The 15348-nt window shown below is 66.9% G+C and carries 16 protein-coding genes; 6 read left to right on the plus strand and 10 right to left on the minus strand.

Features of this window, described 5'->3' with window-relative positions; genetic code table 11:
• Positions 1–35: 35 nt before the first annotated feature.
• On the plus strand, positions 36–1406 hold the full coding sequence (flbD, locus tag IED13_RS22335) for a sigma-54-dependent transcriptional regulator FlbD (RefSeq protein WP_038359340.1): 1371 nt from the start codon (positions 36–38) through the stop codon (positions 1404–1406).
• Between the two features lie 15 nt (positions 1407–1421).
• On the opposite strand, the gene IED13_RS22340 is transcribed toward flbD, so the two are convergent.
• From IED13_RS22340 to IED13_RS22350, 3 genes are all read right to left on the minus strand, one after another.
• Positions 1422–1733 (minus strand): hypothetical protein, encoded by a 312-nt coding sequence (locus IED13_RS22340; RefSeq protein WP_191125509.1) that lies wholly within the window; start codon positions 1731–1733, stop codon positions 1422–1424.
• Between the two features lie 139 nt (positions 1734–1872).
• A complete protein-coding gene (locus IED13_RS22345) occupies positions 1873–3315 on the minus strand; it encodes an MFS transporter (protein ID WP_191125510.1) in 1443 nt (480 codons plus the stop codon).
• 77 nt (positions 3316–3392) lie between these two features.
• Positions 3393–3698, minus strand: a complete 306-nt coding sequence (locus IED13_RS22350; RefSeq protein WP_191125511.1) for a hypothetical protein — start codon at positions 3696–3698, stop codon at positions 3393–3395.
• Between the two features lie 303 nt (positions 3699–4001).
• Between IED13_RS22350 and flhA the strand changes: the two genes are divergently transcribed.
• Positions 4002–6074, plus strand: coding sequence for a flagellar biosynthesis protein FlhA (flhA, locus tag IED13_RS22355; protein WP_370954651.1), 2073 nt, complete (start codon positions 4002–4004; stop codon positions 6072–6074).
• Between the two features lie 126 nt (positions 6075–6200).
• Positions 6201–7103 (plus strand): DMT family transporter, encoded by a 903-nt coding sequence (locus tag IED13_RS22360; protein ID WP_112762802.1) that lies wholly within the window; start codon positions 6201–6203, stop codon positions 7101–7103.
• A gap of 4 nt (positions 7104–7107) precedes the next feature.
• On the opposite strand, the gene IED13_RS22365 is transcribed toward IED13_RS22360, so the two are convergent.
• The 3 genes from IED13_RS22365 to IED13_RS22375 all read right to left on the minus strand — a co-directional run bounded on the left by IED13_RS22365 (position 7108) and on the right by IED13_RS22375 (position 9201).
• Complete coding sequence (locus IED13_RS22365; RefSeq protein ID WP_038359327.1) at positions 7108–8145, minus strand: lysylphosphatidylglycerol synthase transmembrane domain-containing protein; 1038 nt, start codon at positions 8143–8145, stop codon at positions 7108–7110.
• A gap of 144 nt (positions 8146–8289) precedes the next feature.
• The gene (gene copM / locus IED13_RS22370) at positions 8290–8682 is read right to left on the minus strand and encodes a CopM family metallochaperone (RefSeq protein WP_191125512.1); all 393 of its coding nucleotides are present in this window, start codon (positions 8680–8682) and stop codon (positions 8290–8292) included.
• Positions 8683–8760: 78 nt separating this feature from the next.
• Positions 8761–9201: a hypothetical protein gene (locus IED13_RS22375; protein ID WP_191125513.1), complete on the minus strand. Its 441-nt coding sequence runs from the start codon at positions 9199–9201 to the stop codon at positions 8761–8763.
• A 70-nt stretch (positions 9202–9271) separates the two neighbouring features.
• Here IED13_RS22375 and IED13_RS22380 point away from each other — a divergent pair, with 70 nt between their 5' ends.
• Entirely contained in the window at positions 9272–9886 is a 615-nt protein-coding gene (locus IED13_RS22380; protein ID WP_248312715.1) for a GNAT family N-acetyltransferase, read from the plus strand.
• A 187-nt stretch (positions 9887–10073) separates the two neighbouring features.
• Here IED13_RS22380 and fliJ read toward each other — a convergent pair whose 3' ends face one another.
• A complete protein-coding gene (gene fliJ / locus IED13_RS22385) occupies positions 10074–10478 on the minus strand; it encodes a flagellar export protein FliJ (protein WP_038359320.1) in 405 nt (134 codons plus the stop codon).
• Between the two features lie 227 nt (positions 10479–10705).
• Between fliJ and IED13_RS22390 the strand changes: the two genes are divergently transcribed.
• Positions 10706–11929 carry an MFS transporter gene (locus IED13_RS22390; protein WP_191125514.1) on the plus strand — a complete coding sequence of 408 codons (1224 nt, stop codon included), beginning with the start codon at positions 10706–10708 and terminating at the stop codon, positions 11927–11929.
• On the opposite strand, the gene IED13_RS22395 is transcribed toward IED13_RS22390, so the two are convergent.
• From IED13_RS22395 to fliI, 3 genes are all read right to left on the minus strand, one after another.
• Positions 11923–12276, minus strand: coding sequence for a DUF1304 domain-containing protein (locus IED13_RS22395; RefSeq protein ID WP_185747930.1), 354 nt, complete (start codon positions 12274–12276; stop codon positions 11923–11925). The two genes, IED13_RS22390 and IED13_RS22395, sit on opposite strands and share 7 nt — an antisense overlap.
• Before the next feature lie 34 nt (positions 12277–12310).
• Positions 12311–12784: a hypothetical protein gene (locus IED13_RS22400; RefSeq protein WP_156115875.1), complete on the minus strand. Its 474-nt coding sequence runs from the start codon at positions 12782–12784 to the stop codon at positions 12311–12313.
• Positions 12785–12882: 98 nt separating this feature from the next.
• A complete protein-coding gene (fliI, locus tag IED13_RS22405; RefSeq protein ID WP_191125515.1) occupies positions 12883–14229 on the minus strand; it encodes a flagellar protein export ATPase FliI in 1347 nt (448 codons plus the stop codon).
• Positions 14230–14573: 344 nt separating this feature from the next.
• Between fliI and ctrA the strand changes: the two genes are divergently transcribed.
• A complete protein-coding gene (gene ctrA, locus IED13_RS22410; RefSeq protein WP_038359314.1) occupies positions 14574–15275 on the plus strand; it encodes a response regulator transcription factor CtrA in 702 nt (233 codons plus the stop codon).
• The last annotated feature ends 73 nt before the right edge of the window (positions 15276–15348 follow it).

Raw genomic sequence — 15348 nt, forward strand, 5'->3', positions numbered from 1 at the left:
CGCCTTCACGAACAGCAAGCAAAAGGACCTGAGCCATGCGCCTCATCATTGCCGGCGGTCTCAAGGGACAGATCATCGCCGCGGCCAAGATCGCGATGTCGCACGGTGCGGCTGTGACCCATACCGAAGGGCTCGACCAGACGCTCGCGGTGCTGCGCGCCAAGGGCGCCGATCTGCTGATGATCGACGTCGTGCAGCCGATCGCGGCCTATGTGGCGGCGCTGGAAGCGGAGCGCATCCGTACGCCCATCATCGCCTGCGGCACCTCGACCGATGCCCGCGCGGCGGTCGCCGCGATCCAGGCCGGCGCGCGCGAATACGTGCCGCTGCCGCCGGATCCGGAGCTGATCGCGGCCGTGCTGGAGGCCGTGGCGGCCGATCAGACCAGCTTGATCTGGCGCGACCCGGCGATGGAGCGCGTCGTCCAGCTCGCCTCGCAGATCGCGCGCTCGGAGGCGCCCGTGCTCGTCACCGGCGAGAGCGGCACCGGCAAGGAGGTGATCGCGCGCCATTTGCACCAGAAATCGGCCCGCAAGGACAGGCCCTTCGTCGCGGTGAACTGCGCGGCGATTCCGGACAATCTGCTCGAATCCGAACTGTTCGGCCATGAGAAGGGCGCCTTCACCGGTGCCATCGCCCGCCGCGTCGGCAAGTTCGAGGAGGCCAATGGCGGCACGCTCTTGCTCGACGAGATCTCGGAGATGGATGTCCGTCTGCAGGCGAAGCTGCTGCGCGCTCTGCAGGAGCGGATGATCGACCGCGTCGGCGGCGCCCAGCCGGTCAAGGTCGATATCCGCATCATCGCGACCTCGAACCGCAATCTGGGGGATGCGGTGCGCGAAGGCTCTTTCCGCGAGGATCTGTTCTACCGGCTCAATGTCGTGCATCTGCGCCTGCCGGCGCTGCGCGAGCGGCCGGGCGACATCCTGGCGCTCGCCGAGCATTTCGGAAAGAAATACGCCGAGGTGAACGGCCTGCCGGCCCGGCCGATCGCGACTGACGCGCGCAAGCTGCTGCTGGCCAATGCCTGGCGGGGCAATGTTCGCGAGCTGGAAAACACCATGCATCGCGCGGTACTGCTGGCGAGCGGGCCGGAGATCACGGCCTCGGCTGTTCTGACGCCCGAAGGCGAGGCGCTCGGGCCTGCCGCCACGGTTTCGCGGGATGCCGCGGGCCGGGCCGCGCAGACGGCGGAGGCGATGACGCGTTCCCTGGTCGGCCACACCGTCGCCGATGTCGAGCGGGAGCTCATCCTTGACACGCTCGACCATTGCCTGGGCAACCGGACGCATGCAGCCAAGATCCTCGGGATCTCGATCCGCACGCTGCGCAACAAGCTCGGCGAATACACCGCCTCCGGCATCCCCGTGGCGGAGCCGGGTCAGACCCGCATCAGCGCGGCCTGACCCGGAGAGCGGTTCCTACCAGCGCCGGCGATAGTAGTAGCGCGGGCGGGCATAATAGCGCGGCCGGTAGTAGTAGCGCGGCCGATAATAGGGCCGCCGGTAGTAGCGATAGCGCGGCCGGCGGTAGTAATAGTACTGGCTGAATTCGGCGTCGGTCTTGTCCAGCGCCTCCTTCGTCTCCGCCGGGACGGTTTCGGCGTCCTTGAGCGGCGCGCCTTCCGGCGGCAATATCCGAGCCGGCTGCGCGGCTTCGGCGGCGGCGATCCCGCCAAGGCCGGCGGCGGCAAAGCCCCCGACCAATGTCATCAGGAATGAGCGTCTGTCCACGACGGCCTCCAGACTGTCTTCACCACATCTCCCCCTGCATTCATAAGGGCGGAATGCAGGTGGGGAGTAATGCATTTAAATGATGATTTGTTCCCTCTGACGTCTTTTCGGCCCGCATGGTTATTGCCGGCGCGGAACCTCAATCCACTGCGTTAAGAGGCCGCGCGACGCTTTCGAGCGGCTGGCGCTCGGCCCGCACCGCGAAGCGCGCCGCGATGACGGCCGCGGCGAGCATCAGCGCCGCGCCGAGCAGATAGCCGCCGAAGACGCTGCCGCGCGAGCCGGTGTCGATCAGGATGCCGAAGAGCCAGGGGCCGGCGATGCCGCCCGCGCCGGTGCCGATCGCGTAGAACACGGCGATGGCGAGCGCCCGCATCTCGACCGGGAAGGTCTCGGACACCGTGAGATAGGCCGAGCTCGCCGCTGCCGAGGCGAAGAAGAAGACGACGCTCCAGCACAGGGTGAGATGGGAGGCTGTGAGCCAGTCGCGCCAGAACAGATAGCCGGTGCCGGTCAGGAGCAGGCCTGAGAGCGCATAGGTCGCGGCGATCATGAAGCGCCGGCCCCGGGTGTCGAAGAAGCGTCCGATCAGCAGGGGACCGAGGAAATTGCCAGCCGCGAAGGGCAGGATGAACCAGCCGACCGCCTGCGACGGCACATGATAGAAATCGGTCAGGATCAGCGCGTAGGTGAAGAAGATCGCGTTGTAGAAGAAGGCCTGCGAGACCATCAGCGCGAGGCCGACCAGCGCCCTCTCGCGATGCAGGATGAAGAGTGCGCGGAAGACCTCGCGCAGTGGCGTCGCGGCGCGCGGGCGCAGCCGGGTCGGCGGCAGATTTTCCCCGGCGGGCGGGATGAAGCCGGAGCGGCGCTCGATATCGGCCACGATCGCGGCGGCGCGCTCATGGTGGCCGTGGCTGATCAGCCAGCGCGGGCTTTCGGGAATCCATTGCCTCAGGATCAGGATGACGAGGCCGAGCACGGCACCGATGAAGAAGGCCAGCCGCCAGCCATGCTCGGGCTCGATATGGGCGGGGTCGAGCAGCACGATGGCGCCGAGCGCGCCCAGCGCGGCGCCGACCCAGAAGGAGCCGTTGATGACGAGATCGGTCCAGCCACGGACGCGGGCGGGGATCAGTTCCTGAATCGTCGAATTGATCGCCGTGTATTCGCCGCCGATGCCCATCCCCGTGAGGAAGCGGAAGGCGAGGAAGCTCCACAGGTTCCAGGAGAACGCGGTGGCGGCCGTGGCCGTGAGATAGACCAGGACGGTGATGGTGAAGAGCTTCTTGCGGCCCAGCCGATCGGTGAGCCAGCCGAAGAAGACGGCGCCCAGCACGGCGCCGGCGATATAGGCGGCGCCCGCCATGCCGATCTCGGTATTGGTGAATTTGAGGACAGGGCTTTCCTTCAGCGCCCCCGACACCGCGCCGGCGAGAGTGACCTCGAGCCCGTCGAGAATCCAGGTGATGCCGAGCGCGACCACGACGAGGGTGTGGAACCGCGACCAGGGCAGGCGGTCCAGCCGCGCGGGCACGTCGGTTTCGATGACGCCTTCCCGGCTTCTGTCCGGCGCTGTCATGCCGGCGTCCTCCAATCGTTCTGGCGGTGTGCCTCGAAGGGAAGGGGCGGCACCGATCGGCGCCGCCCCTCAGGCTGTCAGCGGACGTAGTAGACGCGGCCGTTGCGGATCACGCGGCGCGGGCGGCGATGCATTGGCGGATGCCGCCGGTGATGCATGGGCGGAGGGGGGCGGCGGTGATGGCGCGGCCGCCCGTGATAATACTGGGTGAAGGCCGCGTCGGTCTCGTCGAGGCCGGCCTTGAGAGCGGGGTCGATCGCGCCGGCGGCAGGCCCGACGGGGGCCGGGGCCGCTTCGACCAGGTTCTTCGCCAGGGCGGCACCGCCGATGCCGGCAACCGCGAGACCACCGAAAAGGCTCGTCAGAAAGGATCGTCTGTTCAAGATTTCCTCCGATATCGTTGGGATTTGGCAGGGTCTTGCCGCCCGCCGGCGAGTTGGAACGGCGAATGCGGCCACAACGCGGCCTTTCGATAACCATCCGTTCATCGGAAGGTTCCGGCCCGAAATTCTTTCGCGTCTTAACAATTCGTTCACCATGAACCCGGCAAGAATTGCCGGGTCGCGCTCCGCTCCGGAGCGCGCGGCGTCCGTACGCGGATGACGACCGGCGAGAGGGCGGGGCGGTCGATGACCGATGTGACGGCAGGTCAGGGAGGCGGCTTCAACCTTCCCGATCGCAACGCGATGGGAAAGCTGTTCAACCGTCCGGACTTGTTCCTGGCGATCGGCGTCATGGGCATCCTGGTGGTGCTCATCTTCCCGATGCCGGCGGTCCTGCTCGACCTGTTGCTGGCGCTGTCGATCATCCTGTCGGTGCTGGTGCTGATGACGGCGCTCTTCATCGAGGAGCCGCTGGAGTTCTCGGCCTTCCCGACGGTGCTGCTCATCGTCACCATGTTCCGGCTGGCGCTGAACCTCGCCTCGACGCGCCTCATTCTCGCCCATGGCCATGAAGGCACCTCTGCGGCGGGGCATGTCATCGAGGCCTTCGCCGGCTTCGTGATGAGCGGCAATTTCGTGATCGGGGTGATCGTCTTCACCATCCTGATCATCGTCAATTTCGTCGTCATCACCAAGGGTTCGGGCCGTATCGCTGAGGTCGCCGCACGGTTCTCGCTCGATGCGATGCCGGGCAAGCAGATGGCGATCGATGCCGACCTCTCCGCCGGGCTGATCGACCAGGAGACGGCGAAGCTGCGGCGCCGCGCGCTCGAAGACGAATCCTCCTTCTTCGGCTCGATGGACGGCGCCTCGAAATTCGTGCGCGGCGATGCCATCGCCGGCCTGCTCATCACCTTCATCAACGTGCTCGGCGGCATCATCATCGGCGTGGCGCAGCAGGGGCTGAGCTTCGGCCAGGCGGCGCACAACTACACCCAGCTCACGGTGGGTGACGGACTGGTCAGCCAGATCCCGGCGCTGATCGTCTCGACCGCCGCCGGCCTGCTCGTCTCGAAGGCGGGCGTGCGCGGCGCGGCCGACAAGGCGCTCGGCAAGCAGCTCTCGGGCTATCCGAAGGCGCTCGGCATGTCGGCGGCTGTGATGCTGCTGATCGCGGTCCTGCCCGGCATCCCGATGCTGCCCTTCCTGCTGCTGGCGGGCGGCGCCGCTTTTCTGGCCCGCCATTTCGGCCGCGCCGCCAAGCAGCGCGCCGATGAGACGGCGCAGGCGGAGGCGGCGCAGGCCAGCGGGGCGGTGATGCCCGACGGCACGCCGCGCGAGGAGACGCTGAACGACCTCCTCAAGATGGACGAGCTCAAGATCGAGATCGGCTATGCGCTGCTGCCACTGGTCAACGCGCCGGGCGGGCAGGACCGCCTGACCGATCAGGTCCGGGCGCTGCGGCGCCAGCTCGCAGCGGAGCTCGGCTTCGTCATGCCGGCGGTCAGGATCGTCGACAACGTCCAGCTCGAGGCGAACCACTACTACATCAAGATCAAGGAGATCGATGCCGGCCATGGCATCGTCTATGCCGGCCAGTATATGGCGATGGACCCGATGGGCGGCACGGTGAACCTGCCCGGCCACAATGTGCTCGAGCCGACCTTCGGCCTGCCGGCGACCTGGATCGACTCGGCGCTGCAGGATGAGGCGCAACTGCGCGGCTATACCGTCGTCGACGCCGCGACGGTGATCTCGACGCATCTCACCGAGGTGCTGAAGTCGAACATGCCGGAGCTGCTCTCGCATGCCGAGGTGCAGAAGCTGCTGCGTGAATTGCCGAAGGACCATGCCGATCTCATCAAGGAGATCGTTCCGAACCAGATCTCGACCACCGGCATCCAGCGCGTGCTGCAATTGCTGCTGGCCGAGCGCATCTCGATCCGCGATCTCGGCACCATCATCGAGGGCATCGCGGAGGTCGCGGGCGGGATCAAGAACCCGCGCGACATCGCCGAGCATGTCCGGGCCCGGCTCGCCCGCCAGATCTGCGCGCAGTTCTCCGATGGCAACGGCGTGCTGCCGATCATCACGCTCTCGCCGGCCTGGGAGAGCGTCTTCGCCGAATCGATCATCGGCCAGGGCGAGGACCGCCATCTCGCCATGCAACCCTCGCGGCTGCAGGAGTTCGTCCGCCATGTCCGCGACAAGTTCGAGGACGCGGCGCGCATCGGCGAAATGCCGGCGCTCGTCACTTCCGGCATGGCGCGGCCCTTCGCCCGGCAGATCATCGAGCGCTTCCGGCGCGAGACGCCGGTGTTGTCGCAGAGCGAGATTCATCCCCGCGCGCGATTGAAGACGGTTGGCAGCGTCTAGCCGTCATTGCTTCGTCGCTGACGCTCCTCGCAAGCGCGGTCGGCGCCGCAGCACCTCTCGTTTCCACGGCCCCCTAATGCCTGCCGCGCAATGGTCAGCATCCGGCTGCGCCGCTAAGCGACAATCATGAACCGGAATGCCGCCCTCTTCGCCGTGATGTGCCTCGTCTGGGGGCTGACGTGGCTGCCGGTGAAGGTCGGTGCCTCGCATGTGCCGCCGGTGTTCCTGGCCGCCGTCCGCTTTTCGCTTGCCGGCGTGCTGATGCTGCTCTGGGCCGGGCGCGACCTGCCGAAAGTGCCTGCTGGAGCCTGGCCGCGATTGGTCGTCACGGCGCTGCTGCTCAACACCGCGAATTACAGCCTGCTGTTCTGGGGCACCGCCCATGCGCCGACCGGGCTCGCGGCCATCGTCAATTTCGCGACGATCCCGATCTTCACCCTGCTGGCGAGCCGCGCGATCGAGGGCGAGCGCATCGACGCGCGCAAGCTCGCCGCGATCGGGCTCGGCACGGTGGGGCTCGGCTTCCTCTTCGCGACGCGGGCGCTGGGCGGGCTTTCGGCGGTGCATGGCGATCCGCTGGAGGCGGTTGGGCTCGCCGCGGTCGCCTTCGGCACCTTGTTCTACTGCACGGGCGCGGTGCTCTCGCGGCCGATCGCGGGCACGATGCCGACGCTGACGCTGGCCGGTTGGCAGACGCTGATCGGCGGCGTCGGCCTGTCGGCGGTGTCGGCCCTGGTCGAGCCGGTCGGCCGTGCCGATTTCGCTGCGCTGGTGCGATCGCCCGTGCTGCCCGCCGTCGTCTTTCTCATCATCGGCGGCTCGCTGATGGGCTTCACCATCTATATGCGGCTGCTGAGGGATTGGGGCGCTTTCCGCGCCGGGCTCTACGCCTTCATCAGCCCGGCGATTGCCGTCGGCGTCGGCGTCATCGTCCTGAGCGAGCCCTTCGGCGTCTCCGAGGCCGTCGGCGCGCTGCTGATGTTCGGTGCGGCGGCGATCGCGCTGAAGCGCCCGGAACGGGCGCGCTGACCCGTCAGGGCGGCGGCGCGATGCGGGTGCTGCGCTTGAGCTGCGCACGCTCGAAGGCGACCACGATCGGCAGCGAGATCACCAGCGGCAGGATGAGATAGAACAGCCGCCAGATCAGCAGGGCGGCGAAGACGGCAGGTGCCGGCACGCCGGGCATCACCGCGAGGAAGACCGCCTCCATCACGCCGACGCCGCCCGGCACCTGACTCAGCAGGCCGGCGGAGAAGGAGAGCAGGAAGGCGCCGAGCACGACCATGAAGCCCGGATTGCCCTGGTCCGGCAGGGCGAAATAGATGATGCCGGCGGCGCCCGCGAGCTCGAGCGGCGCGGCGAGATATTGTCTCGCGACGATGCGCAGCCGCGGATAGATGACCTCGAACTTGCCGATCTTCACCGGCCTGAACTTGAGCCAGGAGCCGATGGTGTAGAGCGCGACGAAGACGAGCATGCCGACGCCGATCAGGCGCGCCGTGCCGTCGCCGATGGCGAACCATTTCGACAGCCGCGTCAGCGGCCGCAGGATCTCCGGCTCGTAGACCAGCACGATTCCCAACAGCAGCAGCGTGCCGAAGGCGAAGGTGAAGGAGCAGAGCGCGATCAGGATCGCGACATCCGCCGCCGTCAGCCCCTTCGCCGTATAGGCACGGTAGCGCACCATGCCGCCCGAGAAGACCGAGGCGCCGATATTGTGCGAGAGCGCATAGGTCACGAAGGAGCAGAGCGAGATGTAGAGCCAGGAGATGCCCTTCTCCTTGCGCAGATGCATCAGGGCGATGCGATCGTACCAGGCGAGCGCCGCATAGGCGACGAGGGTGGCGAGCGCGGCGTGGAAGAAGGCGTTAGGCGGGATCACCGCGATCTTGTGGCCGATGCGGTGGGCGATGATCTTGATGCTCTGCCAGAGATTGGCGTTCTGGAGCAGAGCCTCGATCGCCGCGTCCGTGCCGGCCTCGGCCTTGAGCTTGTCCCAAAGCAGCTCGACGGACCAGACGACCGCGACGAGCCCGATGATCGGCCAGAGATAATCGAGATAGCGTTTCATGAAGGCCGCGACGGGAGGGACTTCGAAAGGGCTTGGCAAGCAGGCCCGCGTCGTCACCGCAGCGGCGCGAACCTTCACGTCCTCTTGCCAGCGAGGAGGGCCGAGGGCAAGCGGCGTTGCCGCCGCCTGCCGGATTGATAGCGGCTACTTGCCGTTTTTCCTGAGCCATTCACGCATCTCGCCGACCTCCTTCTCCTGGTCGCGGATGACGTTCTCGGCGAGCTTGCGGATCTCGGGATCCTTGCCGTGGGCGAGGACGACCCGCGCCATGGCGATGGCACCCTGGTGATGCGGGATCATGCCGCGCACGAAATCGGCATCGGCATCGCCGGAATAGGAGATGTCCATGTCCTTGTGCATTTTCGCGTTGGCTTCCTTGAAGGCCTTGGTCGCGGCGCTGTCCGTGCTCGCGCCGTCCATCTTCATGGTGCCGCCGCCATGGCCCTGATGCTGGGCCAAGGCCTGCTCGACAAAGCCGGGGCCGGCGAAGGCGGCTGCGAGTGCGAGCGCCGCGAGGGACGATTTGAAGCGATTCATTGTTCGGATTCCTGTGAGAACGAATGACGGCTCGCACCGGCAACGGTGTCTGAAGCCGCCTGAAAACGGGAAAAGGATTCAGCTTCGCGCGAGCCCGCTTCGGGGCGGCGGCTTGGCCGGCTCGGTCGAGATGCCGGCGCGCGTCTCGGCCAAAGCGAGGCCGGGCCGTGACCAAAGAATCGTCCGCGAGGGCAGGGCGATCACGGGCGCTTCCGCGATCAGGCCGCAGCCGATGATGCAGCAGATCGGCGGCGCGCCGGCGGGATGCCCCTTCGCGGAAGGCGAAGGCTGGTGGCAGGGTGCAACTTCGGTGGCGGTCAAGGCGCTCGCGGCGGGTGTTCCGAGCGGGTTCGCCTGATGCTGGCCTGAGGCCTTCACGGGCATGCGCATCAATGAAGCGGCGAGCGTGACATGGGGGACCACGGCGAGGCACATCACCAGGAGCGCGAACAGCAGCCGCAGCCGCTGCCCGTTCCCGTACCGCCGATCCGGCGGCGATATGCTCCTGCCATGCGTCATCGCACCATGATCTTTCGGCCGGGATCGTGTCATGATCGCGGCAGACTCAAAACCACCATCGGATGCCGCCTTGACGCAGACCCTGACCATCAGCCTCACTGGTACCACGGACCTACCGCCCGGCAAGATCGCCGCGATCGTCACGTCGCTGGAAATGTTCGCGAAGCCGGCCGAGCGGCCCGACCCGCCGGGAACCGGGGCTTTCTCCCTCGAGCCGATCGACGGGCGCGATACGGAGCGCTATCTCGCCCTCTACCGGCTGCTCGGCGAGCGCTGGATGTGGTTCAGCCGCCTTACCGAGCCGCGTGCCGAGCTGGAGGCGACCCTCACCGATCCATCCGTCGCGATCTATGCCGCACGTTATGAGGGGCGCGATGTCGGGCTGCTGGAACTCGATTTTCGCGAGGCGGGGGAGGCGGAGCTCGCCTTCTTCGGGCTCGACGAGCCCGTGCTCGGCAAGGGAGCCGGACGCTGGCTGATGAACCGGGCGCTGGCGCTGGCCTGGGCGAAGCCGATCTCGCGCTTCTGGGTGCATACCTGCACCATCGACCATCAGGGCGCGCTCGCCTTCTACCAGCGCTCGGGCTTCAAGGTCTTCAAGCGCGGCATCGAGGTCAACGACGACCCGCGGCTGGCGGGCCAGATGCGGCGGGATTGCGTGCCGCACCACCCGGTCGTCGCCTGAGGGCGCGATCCACCGCCGTCATGCTCGGGCTTGACCCGAGCATCTCGGAAATCAGAGCCCTCTGGTCATGAGATTCTCGGGGCAAGCCCGAGAATGACGCCCTGTCCCGGTCGGCCGTATCGCCGGCAAACAAAAAAGGCGGAAGCCTGTGGGCTTCCGCCTCCTGATTGCTTTCGGCCGGGAGCGCTCAGGCCCGCGAGCGCAGCCCGATGGCGTCCATCGTCGCCTGGTCGCGGGCGGCTTCGGCGGCGCGCTCGGTCGCCCGTTCGCGGTCGTCGAGGATCTCGACCTTCTTCATCTCCTCGAAGGCCTCCTGCAATTCGGCCTTGGCCTCGTCGAGCTGGCCCTGCAGGTTCTCGGCCGACTGGCGCAGATTATCGCGCCGGCCGAGTGCCGCCTTGGCGTAGGTCGGATAGGCGAAATGCGCGGGATCGGAGATCCCGGCGCGTGCTTCCTCCGAGTGGATTTCACGATCGAGATCGGTCGCCATCCGATTGAAGTCGGCGATCATCATCTCGATCTGGCTCACCCGGCGACGTTTTTCGTCGACCTGGAAGCGCTTCAGCCGCAGAAGCGTCTCTCGCGACTTCATCTCGTTTTCAACTCCTGATCGCGCATGGTCGCGGCCGACCCCTCGGCCTGCAACCGGAAAACTCCGCGAGACGGCGTCACAATAGGCGCAAGGAGGTTGACCCTTTCTTACCGGAAAGGACTGCCTTTTCTGCATATTCAAGTCGCATCCGCGCTGCTGCCGCGGCGTGACAGGATGATCTAGTCAGTTTCCGGCGGTCAGCCGGCCGTTCTTTCGGGTTCCTCGCCTTGCCGTCCTCATCTCGTTTTTCCGGCCACGGGCCTTTGCTATGCGGGCTGGTCGCGACGCGGCTCATCGGCTGGGGCACGACCTTCTATTCGCCCTCGGTGCTGATGCAGGCGCTCGACCGCGATCTCGGGCTCAATGCCGAGATCGTCTTCGGCGGCATCACCATCCTGCTGGTGACGGGCGCGCTGGTCGCACCCGCGATCGGCCGCGTGCTCGACCGGGAAGGGACGCGCCGCTCGATGTGCGTGGGCGCGATCATCTGCGCATTGGGCTTCGCGGTGCTGTCCATGGCGCAAGGGCCGATCAGCTATCTGGCGAGCTGGTTCGTGATCGGGATCGGCCATGCGATGTCGCTCGCCAATGTCGGCAACGTCGCCGTCGCGCAGCTCATGGGCGAACGAACGCGGCGGGTCATCGGCCTGATGATGCTGGTGACGGGGCTGTCCTCCAGCCTGTTCTGGCCGCTGACGGCGATCCTCATGGATGCCTTCGGCTGGCGCGCGACGCTGCTCGTCTTCGCAGCGATGCAGCTCTTCATCGTGCTGCCGATCTATGCGGCGGTTCCACGCTTCCACGGACATCCCACGCCGGCGGCCGCCGGGACCGCGCCAGCTTCCTCCCTCGAGACCGGGCGGGTCGAGCCCGGAAAGCGGCGGATGGCGTTCTGGCTGACGGCTTTCGCCTTCTCCGCCAGCGGCCTGGTTTCCTGGGGGCTGCCGCTGCATCTCATCAGCCTGTTCCGGGAGGGCGGCCTGACGCAGACGGAAGCGGTCTGGATCGCGACGCTGGGTGGACCCGCCACCATCGTCGCACGGGCGATCGACGCCACGCTGGGCGAGAGGCTGCCAGTGGAGCGCGTCGCGCTCTTCGGCCTGCTGCTCGGGCCGCTCTGCTGCCTTATCCTGCCCCTGGCGCCGACGGGGATCGTGGCGGCCGGAATCTTCGTCGCGGTTTTCAACGCGGCGCTCGGCGTCATTTCCGTGGCGCGTGCGACGCTGCCGCTCGCGCTCTTCGGGCGGCGTGGCTTTGCCGCGATGCTCGGCCAGCTCACCGTGCCGCAGAACATCGCCTTCGCGGTGGCGCCACTGCTGTTCGCGGTGCTGATCGAGCGTCTCGGCGCCAGTGCGACGCTGATCTTTTCCGCCGTGATCCAGTTCTTCGGCTTCTTCGCGATGCTCGCGCTGGCGCGGATGCTCGCGCGGGCGCCGGCCGTCTCTCAATAACCGGCGAGCAGGGCCAGCAAGGCGAGCGCCGCCGGCAGGGCCTGAATGTAGAGGATCTTGCGGCTCGCGGTGGCCGCGCCGAAGAGGCCTGCGACGAGCACGCAAGCCAGGAAGAACAGCTTGATCGAAAGGCCCGCCGGCCCGAGCCAGAGGCCCCAGCCGAGCCCTGCGGCGAGGAAGGCGTTGTAGAGGCCCTGATTGGCCGCAAGCACCCGCGACTGCTTGGCGAATTCCGGCGTGAGGCCGAAGGCCCGGCGTCCGCGCGGGGTATCCCAGAGCCAGATTTCCAGCACGGCGATGTAGACATGGATCAGGGCTACGAGCCCGGTCAGGATGGTGGCGATCAAGCTCTGGGTCTCCGGTCGGCGTTCGCAGCGGGCTTCAGCGCAGCTCGATCTTCACGACGTCGCGCACGGCCCGCGCGCCGCGCTTGTCGCCGGGAGCGACGAGGCGCCAGTCCTGGTCGAGCGGCTTGCCGTCGATCGCCGTCACCAGGAGCAGGGGCAGATTGCCGAAATCCGGATGGATCTCGCCGATCGAGAAGGCAATGCGATAGCCGTCCCGGGCATTGACGAGGATGGTCTTGGCGAGCTGAGCCTTGAGATCGAGGCCGTCGAAAACCTTGTTCGCCTGCAGGACGTCCCACAGCAGCACGCCCCTGTAATGCGCGGTCGATGGGCCCTTCGAAGTGGCGAAGGTGACGTCGCGGTCGACGTTGGGAAGGGTGGCTACGGTCCGGGGCGATAGGGTGATCGCGGAAGGTCCCGCCCCGATCAGTTCCAAGGCGGGCTCCGTGGCCCGCGCAGCCGCAGAGCCCGAGAGCAGCACGAACAGGATCAGGAAAGAGCGCAGCATCGAGATGTCCTTCCGCAGGCGGGCCACCGTAACATAGCGTCCCCTGCCGGCGTCAGGGCCTCGGCCTGTCATAGGGCGTCCTCCTGGCAATGCCGTGCTCATGCGCCTTCGCTCATGATCGCTGCGAGGCGGGCATAGCTTTCCGGAAGCGAGGTCGCATCGTCCTTGGCCTGCTTGAGGAAGGCCTCCAGCGCCGGGTTGAGGCGGATCGCCTCGTCGACCTCGGCCGAGGCGCCCTGGCGATAGGCGCCAAGGCGAATCAATTCCTCCATGTCGGCATAGGTCGCGAGCGTGGCGCGAGCCTTCTGCACGACGGGGTAATAAGCCGGGTCGCAGGAGCGCGGCATGGTGCGCGAGACCGATTTCAGGATGTTGATCGCCGGATAGCGGCCGCGCTCGGCGATGGAGCGCTCCATCACGATATGGCCGTCGAGGATGCCGCGCACCGCGTCGGCGACCGGCTCGTCATGGTCGCCGCCATCGACCAGCACGGTGAAGAGGCCGGTGATGGCCCCGTCTTCGGTGCCTGGTCCGGCACGCTCCAGAAGGCGCGGCAATTCGGCGAAGACGGTCGGCGTGTAGCCCTTGGTCGTCGGCGGCTCGCCGGCGGCGAGCCCGATCTCGCGCATCGCCATGGCGAAGCGCGTCACCGAATCCATCAGGCACATCACCTGCAGGCCGCGGTCGCGGAAATATTCGGCGAGCGTCAGCGTGGTGAGCGCCGCCTGCTTGCGCATCAAAGCAGGCTCGTCGGAGGTCGCGACGACGACGATCGAGCGGGCGAGGCCCTCCGGCCCGAGGTCCTCCTGCAGGAACTCCTGAACCTCGCGGCCGCGCTCGCCGACGAGGCCGATGATGTTGACGTCGGCGCGGGCATAGCGGGCCAGCATCGAAAGCAGCACCGACTTGCCGACGCCCGAACCGGCGAAGATGCCCATGCGCTGGCCGAGGCAGCAGGTCAGGAAGGCGTTGAGCGCGCGCACGCCGAGGTCGAGCGGCTTGCCGACGCGGCGCCGGGCGTGGGCCGGCGGCGGATCGGCGCGAAAGGCGTAGAGCGTGTCGCCCTGCGGCAGCGGCGGGCCGCCATCGACCGGACGGCCGAGCGCATCGACGACGCGCCCGAGCCAGGCCGAGGTGGGCGAGAGGCCCGGCTGCGCGCGGTCGACATAAGCCGGGCAGCCCCGGCGCACACCGTCGAGACCGCCGAAGGGCATGACCAGCGCCTTCTCGCCCGAAAAGCCGACGACTTCGCAGGGGACGCGCGTGTCCGGCGCGATCTCGATGCCGACCCGGCCGCCCAGGCTCATCGCGCCGATGGGACCGGCGACCTCGACGAGCAAGCCGCGCACGCCGATGACACGGCCATAGACCGTCATTCCGTCCAGGCCGTCGATGGCGGAGGCCAGGGCGGAGAGCCGTCCAGTACCGTGTGAAGGGGTGCTCATAAGGCCTTCGTCAACCTTTCGTTTACCTCTGTGATTAACACTGTGTTTCGAGATCGCTGCGTGTCGCGGGGCTTTTGCTGCCCCGTTTCCCGAGGCGGTCTCCGCGAAACGGCGTTTTCGCGGAGGAGTGCTCGTCGATCCGTGTCAAATTCGACTCACCTGGACAAGGATCGTTCACTTTCTCCAAGGAAGCCCTTGCGCTCGGGAATCACGGTTTGTTAACCAATTCACCGTAGCGTGTCGCGTGGCGTTTCATCGGGCAAGTGCGTCGTCGTCCGGTTCCGGGCTGGTCCGGGCGAAAAGAGCGATCAACCTGCCCTGCGGGCGAAATTGGGGACGTGGACATGCGGGTTCTGCTGATCGAGGACGATAGCGCGACCGCTCAAAGCATCGAGCTCATGCTCAAATCCGAGAGCTTCAACGTCTATACGACGGATCTCGGCGAAGAGGGCGTCGATCTCGGCAAACTCTACGACTACGACATCATCCTGCTCGATCTGAACCTCCCCGACATGTCGGGTTACGAGGTTCTGCGCAGCTTGCGGGTCGCCAAGGTCAAGACGCCGATCCTGATCCTCTCCGGTCTTGCCGGGATCGAGGACAAGGTGAAGGGCCTCGGCTTCGGCGCCGACGACTATCTCACCAAGCCGTTCCACAAGGACGAGCTGGTCGCCCGCATCCACGCGATCGTGCGTCGCTCGAAGGGCCACGCCCAGTCGGTCATCACCACCGGCGATCTGGTCGTCAATCTCGACACCAAGACGGTCGAGGTCGATGCCGCCCGCGTGCACCTGACCGGCAAGGAATACCAGATGCTGGAGCTGCTCTCGCTCCGCAAGGGCACGACGCTCACCAAGGAGATGTTCCTCAACCATCTCTATGGCGGCATGGACGAGCCCGAGCTCAAGATCATCGACGTCTTCATCTGCAAGCTGCGCAAGAAGCTGGCGAACGCCTCGGACGGCAAGAACTACATCGAGACGGTCTGGGGCCGCGGCTATGTGCTGCGCGAGCCTTCCGACGTCGAGGAACGCATCCCGGCCTGACGCATTCCCGTCGCTTCGTCGTCATGCGACGGTCACGCGGCAGGGAGATAAGAGTTTTGACCTGATCGTCGGA

This window comes from Allobosea spartocytisi (genome assembly GCF_014764685.1).
GTDB classification, from domain to species: Bacteria; Pseudomonadota; Alphaproteobacteria; order Rhizobiales; family Beijerinckiaceae; genus Allobosea; species Allobosea spartocytisi.

Excerpts from the sequence above, each read along its gene's own strand:
- IED13_RS22360 (WP_112762802.1), top strand. The coding sequence starts at position 6,201 with ATGAACCGGAATGCCGCCCTCTTCGCCGTGATGTGCCTCGTCTGGGGG.
- IED13_RS22365 (WP_038359327.1), bottom strand. The coding sequence starts at position 8,145 with ATGAAACGCTATCTCGATTATCTCTGGCCGATCATCGGGCTCGTCGCG.
- fliJ (WP_038359320.1), bottom strand. The coding sequence starts at position 10,478 with ATGAAGTCGCGAGAGACGCTTCTGCGGCTGAAGCGCTTCCAGGTCGAC.
- flbD (WP_038359340.1), top strand. The coding sequence starts at position 36 with ATGCGCCTCATCATTGCCGGCGGTCTCAAGGGACAGATCATCGCCGCG.
- IED13_RS22345 (WP_191125510.1), bottom strand. The coding sequence starts at position 3,315 with ATGACAGCGCCGGACAGAAGCCGGGAAGGCGTCATCGAAACCGACGTG.
- copM (WP_191125512.1), bottom strand. The coding sequence starts at position 8,682 with ATGAATCGCTTCAAATCGTCCCTCGCGGCGCTCGCACTCGCAGCCGCC.
- IED13_RS22400 (WP_156115875.1), bottom strand. The coding sequence starts at position 12,784 with ATGCTGCGCTCTTTCCTGATCCTGTTCGTGCTGCTCTCGGGCTCTGCG.
- fliI (WP_191125515.1), bottom strand. The coding sequence starts at position 14,229 with ATGAGCACCCCTTCACACGGTACTGGACGGCTCTCCGCCCTGGCCTCC.
- flhA (WP_370954651.1), top strand. The coding sequence starts at position 4,002 with ATGGGAAAGCTGTTCAACCGTCCGGACTTGTTCCTGGCGATCGGCGTC.
- IED13_RS22375 (WP_191125513.1), bottom strand. The coding sequence starts at position 9,201 with ATGACGCATGGCAGGAGCATATCGCCGCCGGATCGGCGGTACGGGAAC.
- ctrA (WP_038359314.1), top strand. The coding sequence starts at position 14,574 with ATGCGGGTTCTGCTGATCGAGGACGATAGCGCGACCGCTCAAAGCATC.